The sequence below is a fragment of the Gulosibacter sp. 10 genome, from assembly GCF_900163695.1.
GTDB lineage: Bacteria > Actinomycetota > Actinomycetes > Actinomycetales > Microbacteriaceae > Gulosibacter.
Map to the genome: position 1 here is coordinate 162,378 of NZ_FUIC01000007.1, position 14,761 is coordinate 177,138.

A 14,761-nucleotide genomic window follows, 5' to 3' on the forward strand; every position below is an offset into this window, starting at 1 on the left:
TCGGGCTCCCCGGATATGAGGGATATGCACTCAAGCTCCCCGGATATGAGAGATATGCACTCAAGCTCCCCGGATATGAGGGATACGCAGGGTTCACCCGATCCATACCCCGCATATCCCTCACATCCGCCGCTCCTTCGCATCCGCCGCAGCCGATGCCGCGGCGGAGGAGGAAGCGCCTACTGCTCGGCGACGATCTCGGCCTTGAATCCGGCCGAGTTCTCGAGCCAGCCCGCGTAGTGCTGCGGACCGCCGGCGTGCGGATACCGCTCGTGATAGAGCGGCCGCCAGCCGTGGGCCTCCGCCTCCGCCATGATCGCGTCGACCTGCTCAGCCGTGCCGCCGCGGAACGCCAGGTGGTTCAGGCCCGCGCGCCGCCGATCGTGCTCGGCCGCGGTCAGGTTCGGGCTCGTCGTGAGCGTCAGGTAGGCGCCGTCGGCCTGCCAGGACCGCCCTTCCGGCCACTCGCCCGCCGGTTCGAACCCGATTCGGCGCAGCAGCCAGCCCCACTCCTCCCGGGCCTCCTCGATCTCGGCCACCCACAGTTCGACATGATGAAAACCAGGCATGGGGCCAAGTCTCCCAAACGGCGCATCTGACCCACGCATGTCGCGGCCGCGGCGACCGCCGACTCGGACCGCTCTCCCCGCCGCCGCCCCTACCATGGGGGCATGCCTCGGCGCGTCGACGACTTCCGGGGGCTGACGCAACCCAGTCGCCTCCGGCTCCTCCATGCCGTGCAGCGGGAGCCGGGCAGGCGGTTGAAGGCGCTCGCCGAAGAGACCGGTCTCCACATCAACACCGCCCGCGACCACCTGCGAGTGCTCGAGGACGAGGGGCTCATCGTCGGCGCGCCCGTCGAGACCGGCCGTCGGGGACGGCCGCCGATCGGCTATTCCCCCGTGCGCGCGGTCGAGCAGAGCCCCGCCGCAGCGCGCCGCAGCGCCGACGCGAAGGCCCGCGGCGATCTGCTGCGCGGGTTGGATCCCGAGCTCGACCACCGCGATTCGCTCGGCGAGCGGGCCGTGCACCAGCTGGATGCGCTGTACGAGCACCTCGAGGATGCGGGGCTCGAGCCCGAGATCGACGAGCACGATCTCACGGTCGGCCTGCTGCCCTGCCTCTACGAGGGGATGCTCGACGCGGAGCGCCCCGCCGTGTGCTCGGTGCACGCGAAGCTCGTCCGCCATCAGCTCGAGCAGGTGCCCGGGCCGATGGAGCTGCGCGCCCTGCATCCCTTCGTCGGGGCGCGGCGCTGCATCCTCGTGCTGGGGCTTGCGGGCGAGGAGGCGCGCACTGAGCGCCCCGGCGGGGTGGACGGCGCGAGCGCGGATGCAGAGCTCGAGCGGCACGCCCTCGAGGCGATGCGCAGGCACGCCCCGTCCCGCGGGTGATCTCGCGCCGCCACGACTACTCCGGGTTCTGCGCCCACATGTCGGGGCCGAACACCTCGTAGTGGATGCGCTCGGCCGGCACTCCCTGGCGGATGAGCGCGCGTCGGGCCGCCTGCATGAACGGCAGCGGTCCGCACATGAACACCTGCGCCTCCTCGGGGAGCTCGACGTCGGAGAGGTCCATGAACCCCGGCTTCGCGGGATGCAGCGTCGGGGCCGTCTCCGCCTCCCGCTCGTACCAGTTCTGGGCGCGGGCGTCGGGCATCGCGAGCACCTGGCGGCGGAGGCCGTCGTAGAGGGCGTGATGCGCGTGGGACCTGTCCGCGTGGAAGAGGCGCACCGTGCGCTCGGGCTGCCGGCGCGAGAGATCCTCCATGATGGCGGCGATCGGGGTGATGCCGATGCCTGCGGAGACGAGCACGATGGGCGCGTCCGTCTCGTCGAGCACGAGATCGCCGGCCGGCTGCGAGACGTCGAGCACGGTTCCCGCCCGGGCGTGCTCGTGCAGCCAGCCGGACACCTGCCCGTCGGGTGCGCCGTCGACGCCGCGGACGCGCTTGATCGTGACGCGGAGCGAGTCGCCGCGCGGTCCCGAGGAGATGGTGTACTGGCGCGGCTGCCGGGTGCCGTCGGGGAGGTCGACGGCGATCGCGACGTACTGCCCCGTGCGGTGCGCGGGCACCGAGCCTTCGACGGGGGCGAGCAGCAGCGAGAACACCTCGTCGGATTCCTCGAAGCGCTCGACGACCCGGTATCGCCGCCAGGGCTGCTCCGGGTCGGTGCCCGCGAGCGCGTAGAGCCTGGCTTCCTCGGCGATGAGCGAGGTGGCGAAGAGCCAGTAGACCTCGTCCCAGGCCGCGCCGACCTCGGGGGTGATCGCGTCGCCGAGCACGGTCTTGACGGCCCCGAGCAGGTGGCGGCCGACGATCGTGTACTCGCGCGCCCTGATGCCGAGCGAGACGTGCTTGTGCGCGATGCGCTGCAGCACCGGGGTGAAGTCGGGCGCATCCGGGTCGATCAGCTGCACCGCGAACGCGACGACGGAGGCGGCGAGCGCCTTGGGCTGCTCGCCGATGGCCTGGTTGGCCCGGTTGAACACGTTCAGCAGCTCGGGATGCGCGGCGAACATGTCCGGGTAGAAGACGCGGGTGATCGCTTCGGCGTGCTCGGCGACGACGCCTGCGGTGGCGGCGACGATGGACTCGGATTCGGGGGACAGTTGCATGATCTCGTGCTCTCCAGGACAGTCGGGTGTCGGGATACCGCGATACTGCCCGGAAGCGCGTGCCGCGCGTCGCCGGTTCCACCGTGTTTATTCGAGGGCGCCTCGGGGAGTTCTCGGATCACCGCCGCGGAGGCGCGTCGTCCGGCGCCGCCTCCGAGCCCTTCGGTCGCTCCGCGGGCACCAGTTTGAGCCCGACGATCGCCGCGATGATGCCGGCGAGGAAGACGAGCTTCCACGCCGAGAACGGCTCGGCGCCGGTGAGCAGCGCGTAGGTCACGGTGAGCGCCGCGCCGAGTCCGGTCCACACGGCATAGGCGGTGCCGATCGGAATCGATTTCGCGGCCCAGCCGAGCCCCGCCATGCTGATCGTCACGGCGACGAGGAAGACCACGACCGGACCGGGGCGGGTGAACCCGTCGGACATGCCGAGCGCGGTCGCCCAGACCGCCTCGAATACGGCGCTGGCGAGCAGGACGATCCACGCCATGTCAGCTCACCGCCTTCAGGCCCACGACGGAGCCGATGAGCAGGACAAGCAGCGCGACCCTGGCGATCGACACGCGCTCGGCCTTCGTCACCATCGCCCAGAGCACCGTGAGCGTCGCCCCGATGCCCACCCACACCGCGTACGCGGTGCCGGTCGGCAGCTCGCGCATCGCCCAGGCGAGGCCGACGGTGCTGACGGTCATCGTGACGAAGAACAGCACCGTGGGCCAGAGCTTGCGAAAACCGTCGGAGGCGCTGAGCGCGGTCGCCCAGACCGCCTCGAGCATCCCGCTCAGAATGAGCACGAACCAAGACATGACCGGATCCCTTCGAGTCAGTCTTGTCGTGTGCGGGTACTGCTCCCTCGTCCGCAGGCCCGATCGCCGGACCTCACCACAGCACTATAGCAACGCTCCCGCGCACCGCGGCCGCGCTACTCGCAGCCGATCCCGTCCCCGTCGCGGTCCAGGGCCGGCCGGTAGCCGGGGTCGCCCCGGTAGACGGGCGCGGCGCCATCGGCACGGGCCGCATCGCAGTTCTCGTAGTAGACCGAGGAGGGCTGCTCCTGCACGGGCTCGGGCGCCTCGTGCACCGGGGCCGGCGCCTCGTACTCCTGCACCGGAGGCTCGGCGGGCGCCTCCTCGTATTCCGCCTCCTCGACCTCCTCGACTTCGGGTTCGGGCGTGGGAGTCGGCGTCGGCGTCGGCGTCGGCGTCGGCGTCGGCGTCGGCGTCGGGGTAGGGGTAGGGGTAGGACTCGGCGTGGGCGTCGGGCTCGGCGTCGGCGATTCCGAGGCCGTCGGCACCGCGGTGGCCGCAGGGGCGTCATCGACGTCCGAGGTGAACAGCGTGCTCCCCACCAGCACCAGCATCGCCGCGAAGGCGAGCGGCACATAGCTGAGCCTCCGGCCGCCGCCGATCCCGAACATGGTGCGCCGACCGGTGGCGGCGACGTAGAGCCCGAGCACCAGCAGGACGATCCCGCCCATCATGAAGAAGCTCGCCATGCCGCCGGTGATGGTCGCGATCAGGAGCAGTGTGGCGACGGCTCCGATCCCCACCCAGTCGGAGGGCGAGCGAGCGCCGAGCCAGCGCTGGAATCGGGAGGGAGCCGCGGCCGCCTCGTCGGATGCAGTCGGGAAGTGATGGGACATGTCGCGGTTCTCCTGGGCGCACGAGAAGGCGCCCGGGGAGTCCCCGGACGCCGTCGAATCGATCAACCTCCTCACGCTAGCAGTTCCCGGCGCGATCGGGCCCGGTTCAAGGCGGATGCGCCGAATCCCGCTGTAGCAGAATGGGGCGGACGACGAGACGAAAGGCGACGCCGTGGAGATGGGATTCGACGAGTTCGAGCGGCTCGTGATCGAGGAGCTCGATCTGCTGCCCGATGAGATGGTCGACGGACTCGAGAACCTCGTCTTCGTCGTCGAGGACCGGCCCGAGGACGGCTCCCTCGACCTGCTGGGGGTCTACGAGGGATACGACCTCTTCGACCGCTCGAACTACGGCTACGGGCAGCTCCCGGACCGCATCGTGCTCTTCCGCGAGCCCCTGCTCTCGATCTGCGAGGACGAGGAGACCCTCCGGCACGAGGTGCACATCACGCTCGTGCACGAGATCGCCCACTACTACGGCATCGACGACGCCCAGCTCCACGAGCTCGGCTGGGCCTGACCGGGCTGCACTCGCCCGGGCCGCTACCGCCCGAGCCGTTACCGCCCTGTGCCCGCCCCGTCGCGCGCGGCCGGCGCCGCAGCGCCGAGCACCAGCCGCAGGTGCTCGCGGAGCACCGTCCGCAGCCGATCCTCGTCGAGGTCGCCGCCGTGCGGCGTGATCGCGTCGAGGGTCAATCCCCCGACCACGGCGGCCACCTGCTCGGCGGCGAGCCCGGCGTCGGGCACCGACAGCGCTTCGAGCGCCTCCTGCAGCACCGTCCTGAGATCAGCGCCCATGCGCTCGGCCATCGCGCGGAACACCGGCTTCGTGCGAGCGGCCATGATGAGCTCCATCACCACGACGGCCTCGCCGCGCCGCTCCTCGTCGACGGGCATGACCGCCTCGACGAGCGCCTGCAGCGCGTCGAGCGCGGCGTCGCCGCGCAGCCCTCGCATGTCCTCGAGGGGATGCCGCGCGAGCCGACGGCCCATCCGGTCGCCGGCCTCGGTCGCGGCCGCGGCGAGCAGGTCCCGGTGCCCGTCGAAGTAGTGCCGCACGGAGCCGATGTTCAACCCCGATTCCTCGGCGACCTTGCGGAGCGACATGCCCTCGGTGCCCTCGGCGGCCACGAGGCGGAACGCCGCCTCGACGATCTGCCCGCGCCGACGCTCGGGGTCGATCCGTGCGGCCATGACTCATCCTCGTTCCCTGTCGACTCGCGGCTCGTCCCAGACCGGCTCGTCCCGCTCGACGACATCGCCGTCCGCGCCGAAGACGAGAAAGCGGTCGAAGTCCCGCGCGAACCACCGGTCGTGGGTCACCGCCAATACCGTACCGTCGAATGCCGCGAGCGCCTGCTGCAGCGCCTCCGCCGAGACGAGATCGAGGTTGTCGGTGGGCTCGTCCAGCAAGAGCAGATTCGCCCCGCCGAGTTCCAGCAGCAGGATCTGCATCCGCGCCTGCTGCCCGCCGGACAGCGAGTCGAACGGCTGTTCCGCGGACCTCGCCAGCTCGTAGCGGGCGAGTGCGCGCGCCGCCTCCTCCCTGGGCAGGCCCGTTCGGCGCCCGTCGCCCCGATGCAGGATCTCGAGGAGCGTGCGCCCCGCGAGGTCGGGGCGGCCCCGGTTCTGCGCGAACCAGCCCGGCCGCACCCGCGCGCCGAGCCGCGCCGAGCCCGTGTGCGGCACGGGCTCTACGGCCATCCCCGGGACCGGCGCCTGCTCCGGCGCCGGGTCGGTGCCCCCTGCTGCGAGCAGCCGCAGGAAATGCGATTTCCCGGAGCCGTTCGAGCCGAGCACCGCGACCCGGTCGCCGTACCCGGCCTCGAAGCCGAAGGGCCGCATGAGCCCCGTGAGCTCCAGCGAGTCGCACCGCAGCACCCGCTTGCCGGTGCGGCCGCCGGCCAGATGGATCGCGAGCCGCTGCTCGCGGGGCCGCTCCTCGGGCGGTCCCGCGGCCTCGAACCGCGTCAGGCGCGTCTGCGCGGCGCGGTACCGGGAGGCCATGTCGGAGTTGTAGGCCGCCTTCTGCTTGTACATGAGCAGCAGCGAGCGGAGCTTCGCCCGCTCCTCGTCCCAGCGGCGCCGCAGCTCGTCCAGCCGCTCGAACCGCCGTTCCCGGGCCCGGCGGTACGTGTCGAATCCGCCCGGGTGCGTCCATGCGGCGCTCCCGGCCGCACCGAGCTCGAGGGTGACGATCGAGGTCGCGGTCCGGGCCAGCAGCTCGCGGTCGTGGCTCACGAAGAGCACGCCCTTGCCGCTCGACCGCAGCTGTTCCTCCAGGCGGCGCTTGCCCGGGACGTCGAGCGAGTTGTCGGGCTCGTCCAGCAGCAGGAGCTCGTCCGGGCCGCGCAGCAGCGCCTCCAGCGCGAGCCGCTTCTGCTCGCCGCCCGAGAGCGTGGACAGCGGCCGATCCCGGCACCGGTCGAAGGGCTCCCCGAGGGCGTCGATCGTGCAGGCGTCCCACAGCACCTCGGCCTCGTATCCGCCGGCGTCGCCCCAGTCCGCCACGGCCGCGGCGAACGCCATCTGCGAGTCCGTCGTACCGCGCTCCGTCATCGCCCGCTCCGCTCCGGCGAGGCGGGACGCCGCCGCGCGGACGCCCGCCGGCGCGACGGAGAGCAGCAGTTCGCGCACCGTCCCGCCCTCGATGAACTGGCGCATCGCGCCCATCGCGCCGCTGCGGGCGACCGTCCCCGAATCGGGGGCCAGCTCCCCCGCGACGATGCGCAGCAGCGTGCTCTTCCCCGCGCCGTTGGCACCGATGAGGGCGACGCGCTCCCCGGGGCCGACCCGCAGGGATGCGTCGCGCAGCAGCGGACGGCCGTCCGCGAGCGTGTACGCGGCCGAGACGACTTCGAGATGACCCATGCCCGGAAACTATCACACCTGTGATAATCATCGATCCGCTCTGTCCGCGCCGACACGCTCCCGCACGCCGAGGAGCCGTCGCGCACGAGCCGCACCTCCGGCCCGTCGACTCCGCGCTCCCAGGTTCCCGCCCGCCCTCGCGCGTAGCGTCTTCGCCGTACCGATCGCCTGTCGAGCAGAGAAGGAGCCGGCGTGTCGAACTACCAGCCGTACCCCCAGCAGCAATACCAGTCCGGGCCGCCTCAGAACCAGGCTCCCGCCGACTCGATCGGCAGCTGGATGCTCACGATCTTCATCATGGCCATCCCGATCGCGGGGTTCATCTACATGCTCGTCATCGCGTTCGGCGGCACGCAGTCGGTCTCGAAGCAGAACTTCGCGCGCGCCTACCTCATCTGGATGCTCATCGGCATCGCCATCGCCATCATCGCCGCCATCCTCCTCGCGATCGCCGGCGTCTCGTTCTTCGCCTGGTTCTCGGACGCCACGAGTCGCCTCTACTGACGGACGGGCGGCGCTTCGGGCTCGCGCTCGGAGCGCCGCGCCCGCGGCACCTCCGCGGCGGCCCGGGCCGCTCGCGCCACGAGCCGTTCCAGCGGTCCGCGCCCGAAGAAGGCCGACCACGCGGTGGCCGCGATGACGAGCAGGAGCGCGAACCAGCCCCAGCCCGCGGGATCCTGGTAGTAGCCGAGCGGTCCGCCGAGGACGAAGAACACGACGACGTGCAGGCTGTACGTGGTCAGCGGCATGCTCCCGAGCGCGGCGATGGGCAGCAGCGGCCAGCGCAGCGGGCGGCTCAGCAGCAGGCTCAGGCCGATCACGGCGAGGGCGAAACCGCCCGAGCCGACGATCTCGGCCGAGCCGCCGGAATGCGGAGACGCGCTCGCGGCGGCCTCGAGCAGCATCGCCGGGATCTGCTCGGCCCCCAGCATCGCGGGATACTCCGACCATCCGGCGCCGAGGCCCGACCACGACTCCCCCTCCCAGCTCCAACCGCTCTCCGACGAGTCGACGAGCTGCTCCTCGGGATAGCACGAGACGAAGCCGTCGCCGTAGTCGTCGCACACGAGCCCGTCGAAGTCGAGAGCATCGGGCGGCACGCCCACCTCGCCGTCGAGGCCGTAGTCCTCCGAGGAGAACGACTCGTACCCCTTGCCCGCGAGGCCCGAGTCGGAGTAGCCGAACGCGGAGACGCTCTCCTCGTCGGAACCCGCGTGCGCGGAGTACAGCGCCGAGGCGCCGTAGCCGATCGTCGCGAGCAGCGCGCCGAGGAGCAGCAGCGCGCCCGCCGTCCGCCCCCGATCGATCCGCAGCCTGCCCACGACCATCCCGGCCAGCAGCAGCGCGAGCCACACGGTGATCGGATACGTGCCGACGAGCACGAGCGAGAGGCCGGGCCCCATCGGCTGCAGCACGACGGCCAGCAGCAGCGCGAGCAGCGGGGCGCCGAGCAGGCCGATCGCCGCCGAGAGCAGCAGGAGGCTCCGGCTGCGCCAGCGCAGGAACGGGATGGCGAGCACGTAGAGCACGCCGTACAGGGTGAGGATCACCGCGATCGAGGTGTTGAGCCACTCGAGCGCGAGGCCGACGACGAAGATCGCCGCGCCGCGCCCGAGCATCGAGAGTCGGATGCCCGGCATGCGCTCCGGCTCCGGCCGCGCGAAGCGGCCGGTCATGAGCGTGATCGAGATGCCCGCGAGCACCGCGAAGAGGATCGAGGAGCGGCCGTGGACCAGCCCCGTCCACGTGGCCGGCTCGAGGAGCGAGACCTCGTCCACGCCGACGCCCAGATGCGCGGCGACCATGCCGAGGATCGCCACGGCGCGGGCCACGTCGAGCCCCATGATGCGGGGCGGTCGCCCGAACGTGCGCCACCATGCGGCGGGTCGGGCGAAGAACGAGGGCGCCGGCGTCGTGCCGGAGGCGGGGATGGAGCGGCTCACCACCGCAGTCTAGAGCGCGAACACCGCCCGCACCGCCGAGACCACCGGCGCGGCCGCCTCAGCGCGCCGCCTCCCCCGCGAGCGCCTCGCGCACGGCCGAGACGCGGGCGTCCAGGCCCGCCGGCGGGCCGTCGATATCGAGCCGGAGATCGGCGAGCTCCCAGGAGCGCTCGGCCTCGTAGAAGGCGTCCTCCTGCGCGCGCCAGTCCTCCCACCAGTCGTCCCCGCCGTCGCGGAGCCCGGCGCGGCGGCGGCGCGCGGCCTCGTCGCCGTCGATCCACACGGCCGCGTCGAGGAGGGGCCGAGAGGCCCGCGAGAGCGCGCCGCAGCCCTCGACCACCACGAGTCCGGCCGGCTGCACGTCCTCGTGCGGGAGGAAGCGGTGCTCGTGCCAGTCCCACCGCCGCTGACGGGCGGGGCGGCCCTGCCGCAGCGGCTCGAGGACGTCGCTCACGAGGAACTCCGCGCCCGCACGCAAACCGCCCCAGCCGGGGTAGTAGTCCTCGACGTGGAGCAGTGCTGCGCGGGTGCGCGCCGCGAAGGCGCCGGCGAGCGTCGTCTTGCCCGACCCGGATCGGCCGTCGAAGGCGATGATCCGGACCGGGCCGTCGGCCTCGGCTATTTCTTCAGCGCCTTCACCAGGCGCGGCAGCGCCCAGCCGGCGACCATCACGAGGGGGGTGAGCGTCGCCAGCAGCGCGATGATGTTGGGGCGGAAGCGGGTGCCGTAGTCGTCGCCCACGTAGGCGCCGAGCGGGATCGCCACCCCGCCCTCGCCGCCGCCCTCGGCACGGCGGTCGGGGTCGAGCCCGCCCTGGCCCTCGGCGGAGCCGCCGGCCCAGAACGCGACCGGGATGATCTGCTCGTGCCCGAAGTCGATCTTCTCGCCGTAGGCGAGGCGTGCGCCGACCTTCGTCACCGTTCCGTTGGTTGCATCGCGTCGTTCACTCATGGCCGTAACGCTACGGACTCCGCATGGGCCGCACCTGGCAGTCCGCACAACTCGCGCCGCGCGGGTCAGGCAAGCGGTCAGCATTTCAGCCTAGGCTTCCAGACTGATGAACGAGACAAATCCTGCCGTCAGCGCAACGATCGAGAGCTGGCCCGGAACGGCGTATCCGCTTGGCGCCACCTATGACGGATCGGGGACGAACTTCGCGATCTACACCGACGGCGCCGAGCGCGTCGAGCTGTGCCTCTTCGACGAGGACGGCGAGGAGACCCGCGTCCGCCTCTACGAGCAGGACGGGTACGTGTGGCACTGCTACCTCCCCTCCGTGCAGCCCGGACAGCGGTACGGCTACCGCATCCACGGCCCCTACGACCCGGCCTCGGGCCAGCGGTTCAACCCGAGCAAGCTGGTACTCGACCCCTACGCCAAGGCGATCAGCGGCGACATCACCTGGGACCAGGCGGTGTTCAGCTACGACTTCGGCGACCCCGACTCGTTCAACGACCAGGACTCCGCGCCGTACATGCCGAAGGGCGTGGTGATCAACCCGTATTTCGACTGGACCGGCGACCGCCACCCCCGCACCCCGTACGCCGACTCGCTGATCTACGAGGCGCACGTCAAGGGCCTCACGCAGCTGCACCCGGATGTGCCCGAGGCGCTGCGCGGCACCTACGCGGGCATCGCCCATCCCGCCGTCGTGGCGCACCTGAAGAACCTCGGCATCACCGCCATCGAGCTGATGCCGGTGCACCAGTTCGTGCACGACTCGGTGCTCGGCGAGAAGGGCCTGCGCAACTACTGGGGCTACAACACGCTCAACTTCTTCTCGCCCCACGGCGAGTACGCCTCGGCCGGCGACTACGGCCAGCAGGTGCAGGAGTTCAAGAGCATGGTGAAGACCCTGCACGCGAACGACATCGAGGTGATCCTCGACGTCGTCTACAACCACACCGCCGAGGGCAACCACCTGGGCCCCACGCTGAGCTGGCGCGGCATCGACAACGAGGCCTACTACCGGCTCGAGGAGGACCGCCGCTACTACACCGACTACACGGGCACGGGCAACTCGCTGAACATGCGCCACCCGCATTCGCTGCAGCTCATCATGGACTCGCTGCGGTACTGGGTCACCGAGATGCACGTCGACGGATTCCGCTTCGACCTCGCCTCGACCCTCGCCCGCGAGCTCCACGACGTCGACAAGCTGTCCGCGTTCTTCGACCTCGTGCAGCAGGACCCGATCGTCTCGCAGGCCAAGCTCATCGCCGAGCCCTGGGACGTCGGCCCGGGCGGCTACCAGGTGGGCAACTTCCCGCCGCTGTGGACGGAGTGGAACGGCAAGTACCGCGACACGGTCCGCGACTTCTGGCGCGGCGAGCCCTCGACGCTCGGCGAGTTCGCCACCCGCCTGTGCGGCTCCCCCGACCTCTACGCGCGCTCGGGGCGCCGCCCCGTGGCGTCCATCAACTTCGTCACCGCGCACGACGGGTTCACCCTCCGCGACCTCGTGAGCTACAACGAGAAGCACAACGAGGCGAACGGCGAGGACGGCAACGACGGCGAGAGCCACAACCGCTCGTGGAACATGGGCGCCGAGGGCCCCACCGAGGACGAGCACGTCCTCGCGCTGCGCGCCCGCCAGCAGCGCAACTTCATCGCCACGCTGATGCTCTCGCAGGGCGTGCCGATGCTGCTGCACGGCGACGAGCTCGGCCGCACCCAGCAGGGCAACAACAACACCTACGCCCAGGACAACGAGCTCTCCTGGGTGCACTGGGACCACGCGGATCAGCCGCTGATCGAGTTCACGAAGACGCTTGCCAAGCTCCGCCACGAGCACCCCACGTTCCGCCGCCGCCACTTCTTCAACGGCAAGGTCGCCAAGCGCGGCGACGGCGAGGGCCTGCCCGACGTCGTGTGGATCTCCACCGACGGCAGCCAGATGGAGGACGAGGACTGGAACGAGGCCTTCGTGAAGGCGATGGGCTACTTCCTCAACGGCGACGCGATCCCCGGCCGCGACGACCGGGGCCAGCGCATCGTCGACAAGAGCTTCATCATCTACTTCAACGCGTCGGAGTCGGATATCGAGGCCACGCTGCCGACCCACGAGCTGCGCTACCGCTGGGAGGTGGTCATCGACACCTCGGGCCAGAACGTGGATCTCGGCGTGCTCGAGCCCGGGGCGAGCCTCACGCTGCCGCAGCGCACCGTCACGGTGCTGCGCGAGTACAGCCAGCCGGAGCAGGAGCCCGACCATTCGGTGGCGGCGTCGGTCGCGACCCTGACGCAGCCGATCTCGATCATCCAGAACGCCGACTGATCCAGGAAGGGTGATTGCAGTGTCGACCAAGCACGGCGTCTCGCGGGCTCCCGCCAGCACGTACCGGCTCCAGATCACGCCCGACTTCACGTTGGACGACGCCGCCGCGCGCGTGCCGTACCTCAAGAAGCTCGGCGCGGACTGGCTCTACCTCTCCCCCATCCTGCAGGCCCGCAGCGGCTCCTCGCACGGCTACGACGTCGTGGATCCCACCCGGGTGGACGAGGCGCGCGGCGGCCGCGCCGCGCTCGAGCGGCTCGCCGCCGCGGCCCACGAGGCCGGCCTCGGCGTCATGGTCGACATCGTGCCCAACCACATGGGCATCGAGGTGCCGCGCGAGAACCCGTGGTGGTGGGATGTGCTCGAGCACGGCCGCGAGTCGCGCTACGCGAAGTTCTTCGACATCGACTGGGATGCGGAGGACGGCAAGGTGCTGATCCCGGTGCTCGGCGACGACGACATGCCCACCGAGCCGGGCGGCGAGATCGGCGGCCTCTGGATCGACCGCGGCGTCGGCGTCGTCCGCTACTACGACAACGAGTACCCGCTCGCGGCGGGCTCGGCCGAGGACCCCGAGGACGACGCCCGCACGGTGATGGAGCGCCAGCACTACCGGCTCGTGCACTGGCGGGTCGGCGACTGGGCGCTCAACTACCGGCGGTTCTTCACGATCACCACGCTCGCGGGCCTGCGCGTCGAGGACGACGAGGTGTTCGAGGCCTCCCACGCCGAGATCCTCTCCTGGGTGCGCGAGGGGCTCGTCGACGGGCTCCGCATCGACCACCCGGACGGGCTGCGCGATCCCGAGGGATACCTCGCGAAGCTCCGCGAGCGCACGGACGGCGTCTACGTCACCGTCGAGAAGATCCTCCATTTCGGCGAGGACCTCCCCGACTGGGCGTGCGAGGGCACGACCGGGTACGACGCGCTCGGCGAGTACGAGCGCATCCTGATCGATCCGGCCGCCGAGGCCGTGCTCGACGAGACCACCGCGGCGCTCTCGCGCACCGACGTCGACGACTGGCACACCCTGGGCCACGAGATGAAGCGCTTCGTCACCGACGGACCGCTGCAGGCCGAGATCCGCACCGTCGTCCGCATCCTCGAGGGCGCCGGGTTCGAGGCGCCGGACGCCGCGGACGCGCTCTCCGAGATCGCCGCCGGCTTCGGCGTCTACCGCACCTACCTGCCCGCGGGGCGCGAGGAGCTCGACCGGGCCGCTCGGGAGGCCGCCGACTGGCGCAGCGACCTGGCGCCCACGATCGAACGGCTCCACGAGGTCCTGGCCGATCCCGGGCATCCGGCCGCGATCCGCTTCCAGCAGATCACCGGCATGATCATGGCCAAGGCGATCGAGGACCGCGCCTTCTACCGCTACTCGCGCCTCACCTCGCTCAACGAGGTGGGCGGCGACCCCTCGCTCTTCGCGCTCTCGCCCGAGCGCTTCCACGAGCTCCAGCGGCGCCGCCTGCAGTGGTGGCCGGAGGCGCAGACCGCGCTCACGACCCACGACACGAAGCGCAGCGAGGACGTGCGGGCGCGCCTCGACGTCCTGAGCGAGGTGCCGGACCTCTGGCACGACACGCTCGAGCAGCTCCTCGAGATCGCGCCCATCCGCAACCGGTCCTTCGGCAACCTGCTGTGGCAGGCCATCGTCGGAGTCTGGCCGGCCCGCCAGGAGCGCATCCGCGACTACGCCCTCAAGGCGGCCCGCGAGGCCGGCCAGGAGACCGCCTGGACCGATCAGGACGAGGAGTACGAGGCCGAGCTCCTCGCCGCCGTGGACGCCGCCTTCGAGCATCCCGCGGCGAAGTCGCTGCTGCTCAACTTCGTGGACGCCACGAGGCGGCCCGGGTGGTCCAACTCGCTCGTGCTCAAGGGCATGCAGCTCCTCGCCCCGGGGGTGCCGGACGTGTACCAGGGCACGGAGCTGTGGAGCCACTCGCTCGTGGACCCCGACAACCGCCGCCCGGTCCGCTGGCTCACCCGCGAGACCGCCCTCGACGCGGTGGTGCACGGGGCCCGCCCCGAGATCGACGACAGCGGCGCCGCCAAGCTCATGCTCGTGACCGCGGCCCTGCGGCTGCGCAAGCACTTCGCCGACCGCTTCCACGGCTACGAGCCGTGGTACGCCGACGGGCCGGCCGCCGAGCACGCCATCGCGTTCGACCGCGGCGGCGTCGCCTTCGTCGGCGTGCGCCGGCCGGTCGGGCTCGAGCGCGGCGGCGGCTGGCACGACACCAAGCTCGCCCTTCCCGAGGGCACCTGGATCGACCAGCTGAGCGGCAGGTCGTTCTCGGGCCGCGTCGCGATGGCGGCGCTGCTCGCGGACCTGCCCGTGGTGGTCCTGCTGCACCAGTAGCGCCGCCCCGCGCCGCCGCCCCACCGACCCCATTCGCTTCCGCCCCTGGA

Annotated in this window: 15 protein-coding genes and 1 riboswitch; of the genes, 5 read left to right on the forward strand and 10 right to left on the reverse strand. The window is 71.4% G+C overall.

Annotation, left to right across the window (positions count from 1 at the left end):
* Window positions 1-179: 179 nt before the first annotated feature.
* Window positions 180-569 (reverse strand): VOC family protein, encoded by a 390-nt coding sequence (locus tag FM112_RS02145; protein ID WP_087002775.1) that lies wholly within the window; start codon window positions 567-569, stop codon window positions 180-182.
* 102 nt (window positions 570-671) lie between these two features.
* Here FM112_RS02145 and FM112_RS02150 point away from each other — a divergent pair, with 102 nt between their 5' ends.
* Window positions 672-1,394: a helix-turn-helix domain-containing protein gene (locus FM112_RS02150; RefSeq protein WP_087002777.1), complete on the forward strand. Its 723-nt coding sequence runs from the start codon at window positions 672-674 to the stop codon at window positions 1,392-1,394.
* Window positions 1,395-1,410: 16 nt separating this feature from the next.
* Here the strand turns inward: FM112_RS02150 and FM112_RS02155 are convergent, their stop codons facing one another.
* From FM112_RS02155 to FM112_RS17380, 4 genes are all read right to left on the reverse strand, one after another.
* The gene (locus FM112_RS02155) at window positions 1,411-2,619 is read right to left on the reverse strand and encodes a globin domain-containing protein (protein ID WP_087002779.1); all 1,209 of its coding nucleotides are present in this window, start codon (window positions 2,617-2,619) and stop codon (window positions 1,411-1,413) included.
* Window positions 2,620-2,737: 118 nt separating this feature from the next.
* Window positions 2,738-3,106: a multidrug efflux SMR transporter gene (locus FM112_RS02160; RefSeq protein WP_087002781.1), complete on the reverse strand. Its 369-nt coding sequence runs from the start codon at window positions 3,104-3,106 to the stop codon at window positions 2,738-2,740.
* Between the two features lies 1 nt (window position 3,107).
* Window positions 3,108-3,422 carry a multidrug efflux SMR transporter gene (locus FM112_RS02165; protein ID WP_087002783.1) on the reverse strand — a complete coding sequence of 105 codons (315 nt, stop codon included), beginning with the start codon at window positions 3,420-3,422 and terminating at the stop codon, window positions 3,108-3,110.
* An 11-nt stretch (window positions 3,423-3,433) separates the two neighbouring features.
* Window positions 3,434-3,499: riboswitch (guanidine-III (ykkC-III) riboswitch) on the reverse strand.
* Between the two features lie 39 nt (window positions 3,500-3,538).
* Complete coding sequence (locus tag FM112_RS17380) at window positions 3,539-4,324, reverse strand: excalibur calcium-binding domain-containing protein (RefSeq protein ID WP_254910322.1); 786 nt, start codon at window positions 4,322-4,324, stop codon at window positions 3,539-3,541.
* Window positions 4,325-4,436: 112 nt separating this feature from the next.
* Between FM112_RS17380 and FM112_RS02180 the strand changes: the two genes are divergently transcribed.
* Window positions 4,437-4,778, forward strand: coding sequence for a metallopeptidase family protein (locus tag FM112_RS02180; RefSeq protein ID WP_087002945.1), 342 nt, complete (start codon window positions 4,437-4,439; stop codon window positions 4,776-4,778).
* 38 nt (window positions 4,779-4,816) lie between these two features.
* Here FM112_RS02180 and FM112_RS02185 read toward each other — a convergent pair whose 3' ends face one another.
* Together FM112_RS02185 and FM112_RS02190 are read right to left on the reverse strand one after the other, a co-directional pair.
* On the reverse strand, window positions 4,817-5,452 hold the full coding sequence (locus FM112_RS02185) for a TetR/AcrR family transcriptional regulator (RefSeq protein WP_087002790.1): 636 nt from the start codon (window positions 5,450-5,452) through the stop codon (window positions 4,817-4,819).
* 3 nt (window positions 5,453-5,455) lie between these two features.
* The gene (locus tag FM112_RS02190) at window positions 5,456-7,129 is read right to left on the reverse strand and encodes an ABC-F family ATP-binding cassette domain-containing protein (RefSeq protein ID WP_087002792.1); all 1,674 of its coding nucleotides are present in this window, start codon (window positions 7,127-7,129) and stop codon (window positions 5,456-5,458) included.
* Window positions 7,130-7,321: 192 nt separating this feature from the next.
* Here FM112_RS02190 and FM112_RS02195 point away from each other — a divergent pair, with 192 nt between their 5' ends.
* Window positions 7,322-7,633: a hypothetical protein gene (locus tag FM112_RS02195; protein ID WP_087002794.1), complete on the forward strand. Its 312-nt coding sequence runs from the start codon at window positions 7,322-7,324 to the stop codon at window positions 7,631-7,633.
* Here FM112_RS02195 and FM112_RS17490 read toward each other — a convergent pair.
* The 3 genes from FM112_RS17490 to FM112_RS02210 all read right to left on the reverse strand — a co-directional run bounded on the left by FM112_RS17490 (window position 7,627) and on the right by FM112_RS02210 (window position 10,023).
* Window positions 7,627-9,072, reverse strand: coding sequence for a heparan-alpha-glucosaminide N-acetyltransferase domain-containing protein (locus FM112_RS17490; RefSeq protein WP_254910323.1), 1,446 nt, complete (start codon window positions 9,070-9,072; stop codon window positions 7,627-7,629). The genes FM112_RS02195 and FM112_RS17490 overlap by 7 nt on opposite strands.
* A 58-nt stretch (window positions 9,073-9,130) precedes the next feature.
* Window positions 9,131-9,526, reverse strand: a complete 396-nt coding sequence (locus tag FM112_RS02205) for a hypothetical protein (RefSeq protein WP_140400538.1) — start codon at window positions 9,524-9,526, stop codon at window positions 9,131-9,133.
* Window positions 9,527-9,690: 164 nt separating this feature from the next.
* Complete coding sequence (locus tag FM112_RS02210) at window positions 9,691-10,023, reverse strand: hypothetical protein (RefSeq protein WP_087002799.1); 333 nt, start codon at window positions 10,021-10,023, stop codon at window positions 9,691-9,693.
* Window positions 10,024-10,162: 139 nt separating this feature from the next.
* Here FM112_RS02210 and glgX point away from each other — a divergent pair, with 139 nt between their 5' ends.
* Both glgX and treY read left to right on the forward strand, forming a co-directional pair.
* Entirely contained in the window at window positions 10,163-12,349 is a 2,187-nt protein-coding gene (gene glgX / locus FM112_RS02215; RefSeq protein WP_087002948.1) for a glycogen debranching protein GlgX, read from the forward strand.
* Between the two features lie 19 nt (window positions 12,350-12,368).
* Complete coding sequence (gene treY / locus FM112_RS02220; protein ID WP_087002801.1) at window positions 12,369-14,711, forward strand: malto-oligosyltrehalose synthase; 2,343 nt, start codon at window positions 12,369-12,371, stop codon at window positions 14,709-14,711.
* Window positions 14,712-14,761: the final 50 nt, after the last annotated feature.

What these genes read in the sequence shown, in the direction of transcription:
- FM112_RS02145 (WP_087002775.1), bottom strand. Translation starts at nt 569, where the DNA reads ATGCCTGGTTTTCATCATGTCGAACTGTGGGTGGCCGAGATCGAGGAG.
- FM112_RS02150 (WP_087002777.1), top strand. Translation starts at nt 672, where the DNA reads ATGCCTCGGCGCGTCGACGACTTCCGGGGGCTGACGCAACCCAGTCGC.
- FM112_RS02155 (WP_087002779.1), bottom strand. Translation starts at nt 2,619, where the DNA reads ATGCAACTGTCCCCCGAATCCGAGTCCATCGTCGCCGCCACCGCAGGC.
- FM112_RS02160 (WP_087002781.1), bottom strand. Translation starts at nt 3,106, where the DNA reads ATGGCGTGGATCGTCCTGCTCGCCAGCGCCGTATTCGAGGCGGTCTGG.
- FM112_RS02165 (WP_087002783.1), bottom strand. Translation starts at nt 3,422, where the DNA reads ATGTCTTGGTTCGTGCTCATTCTGAGCGGGATGCTCGAGGCGGTCTGG.
- FM112_RS02180 (WP_087002945.1), top strand. Translation starts at nt 4,437, where the DNA reads ATGGGATTCGACGAGTTCGAGCGGCTCGTGATCGAGGAGCTCGATCTG.
- FM112_RS02185 (WP_087002790.1), bottom strand. Translation starts at nt 5,452, where the DNA reads ATGGCCGCACGGATCGACCCCGAGCGTCGGCGCGGGCAGATCGTCGAG.
- FM112_RS02190 (WP_087002792.1), bottom strand. Translation starts at nt 7,129, where the DNA reads ATGGGTCATCTCGAAGTCGTCTCGGCCGCGTACACGCTCGCGGACGGC.
- FM112_RS02210 (WP_087002799.1), bottom strand. Translation starts at nt 10,023, where the DNA reads ATGAGTGAACGACGCGATGCAACCAACGGAACGGTGACGAAGGTCGGC.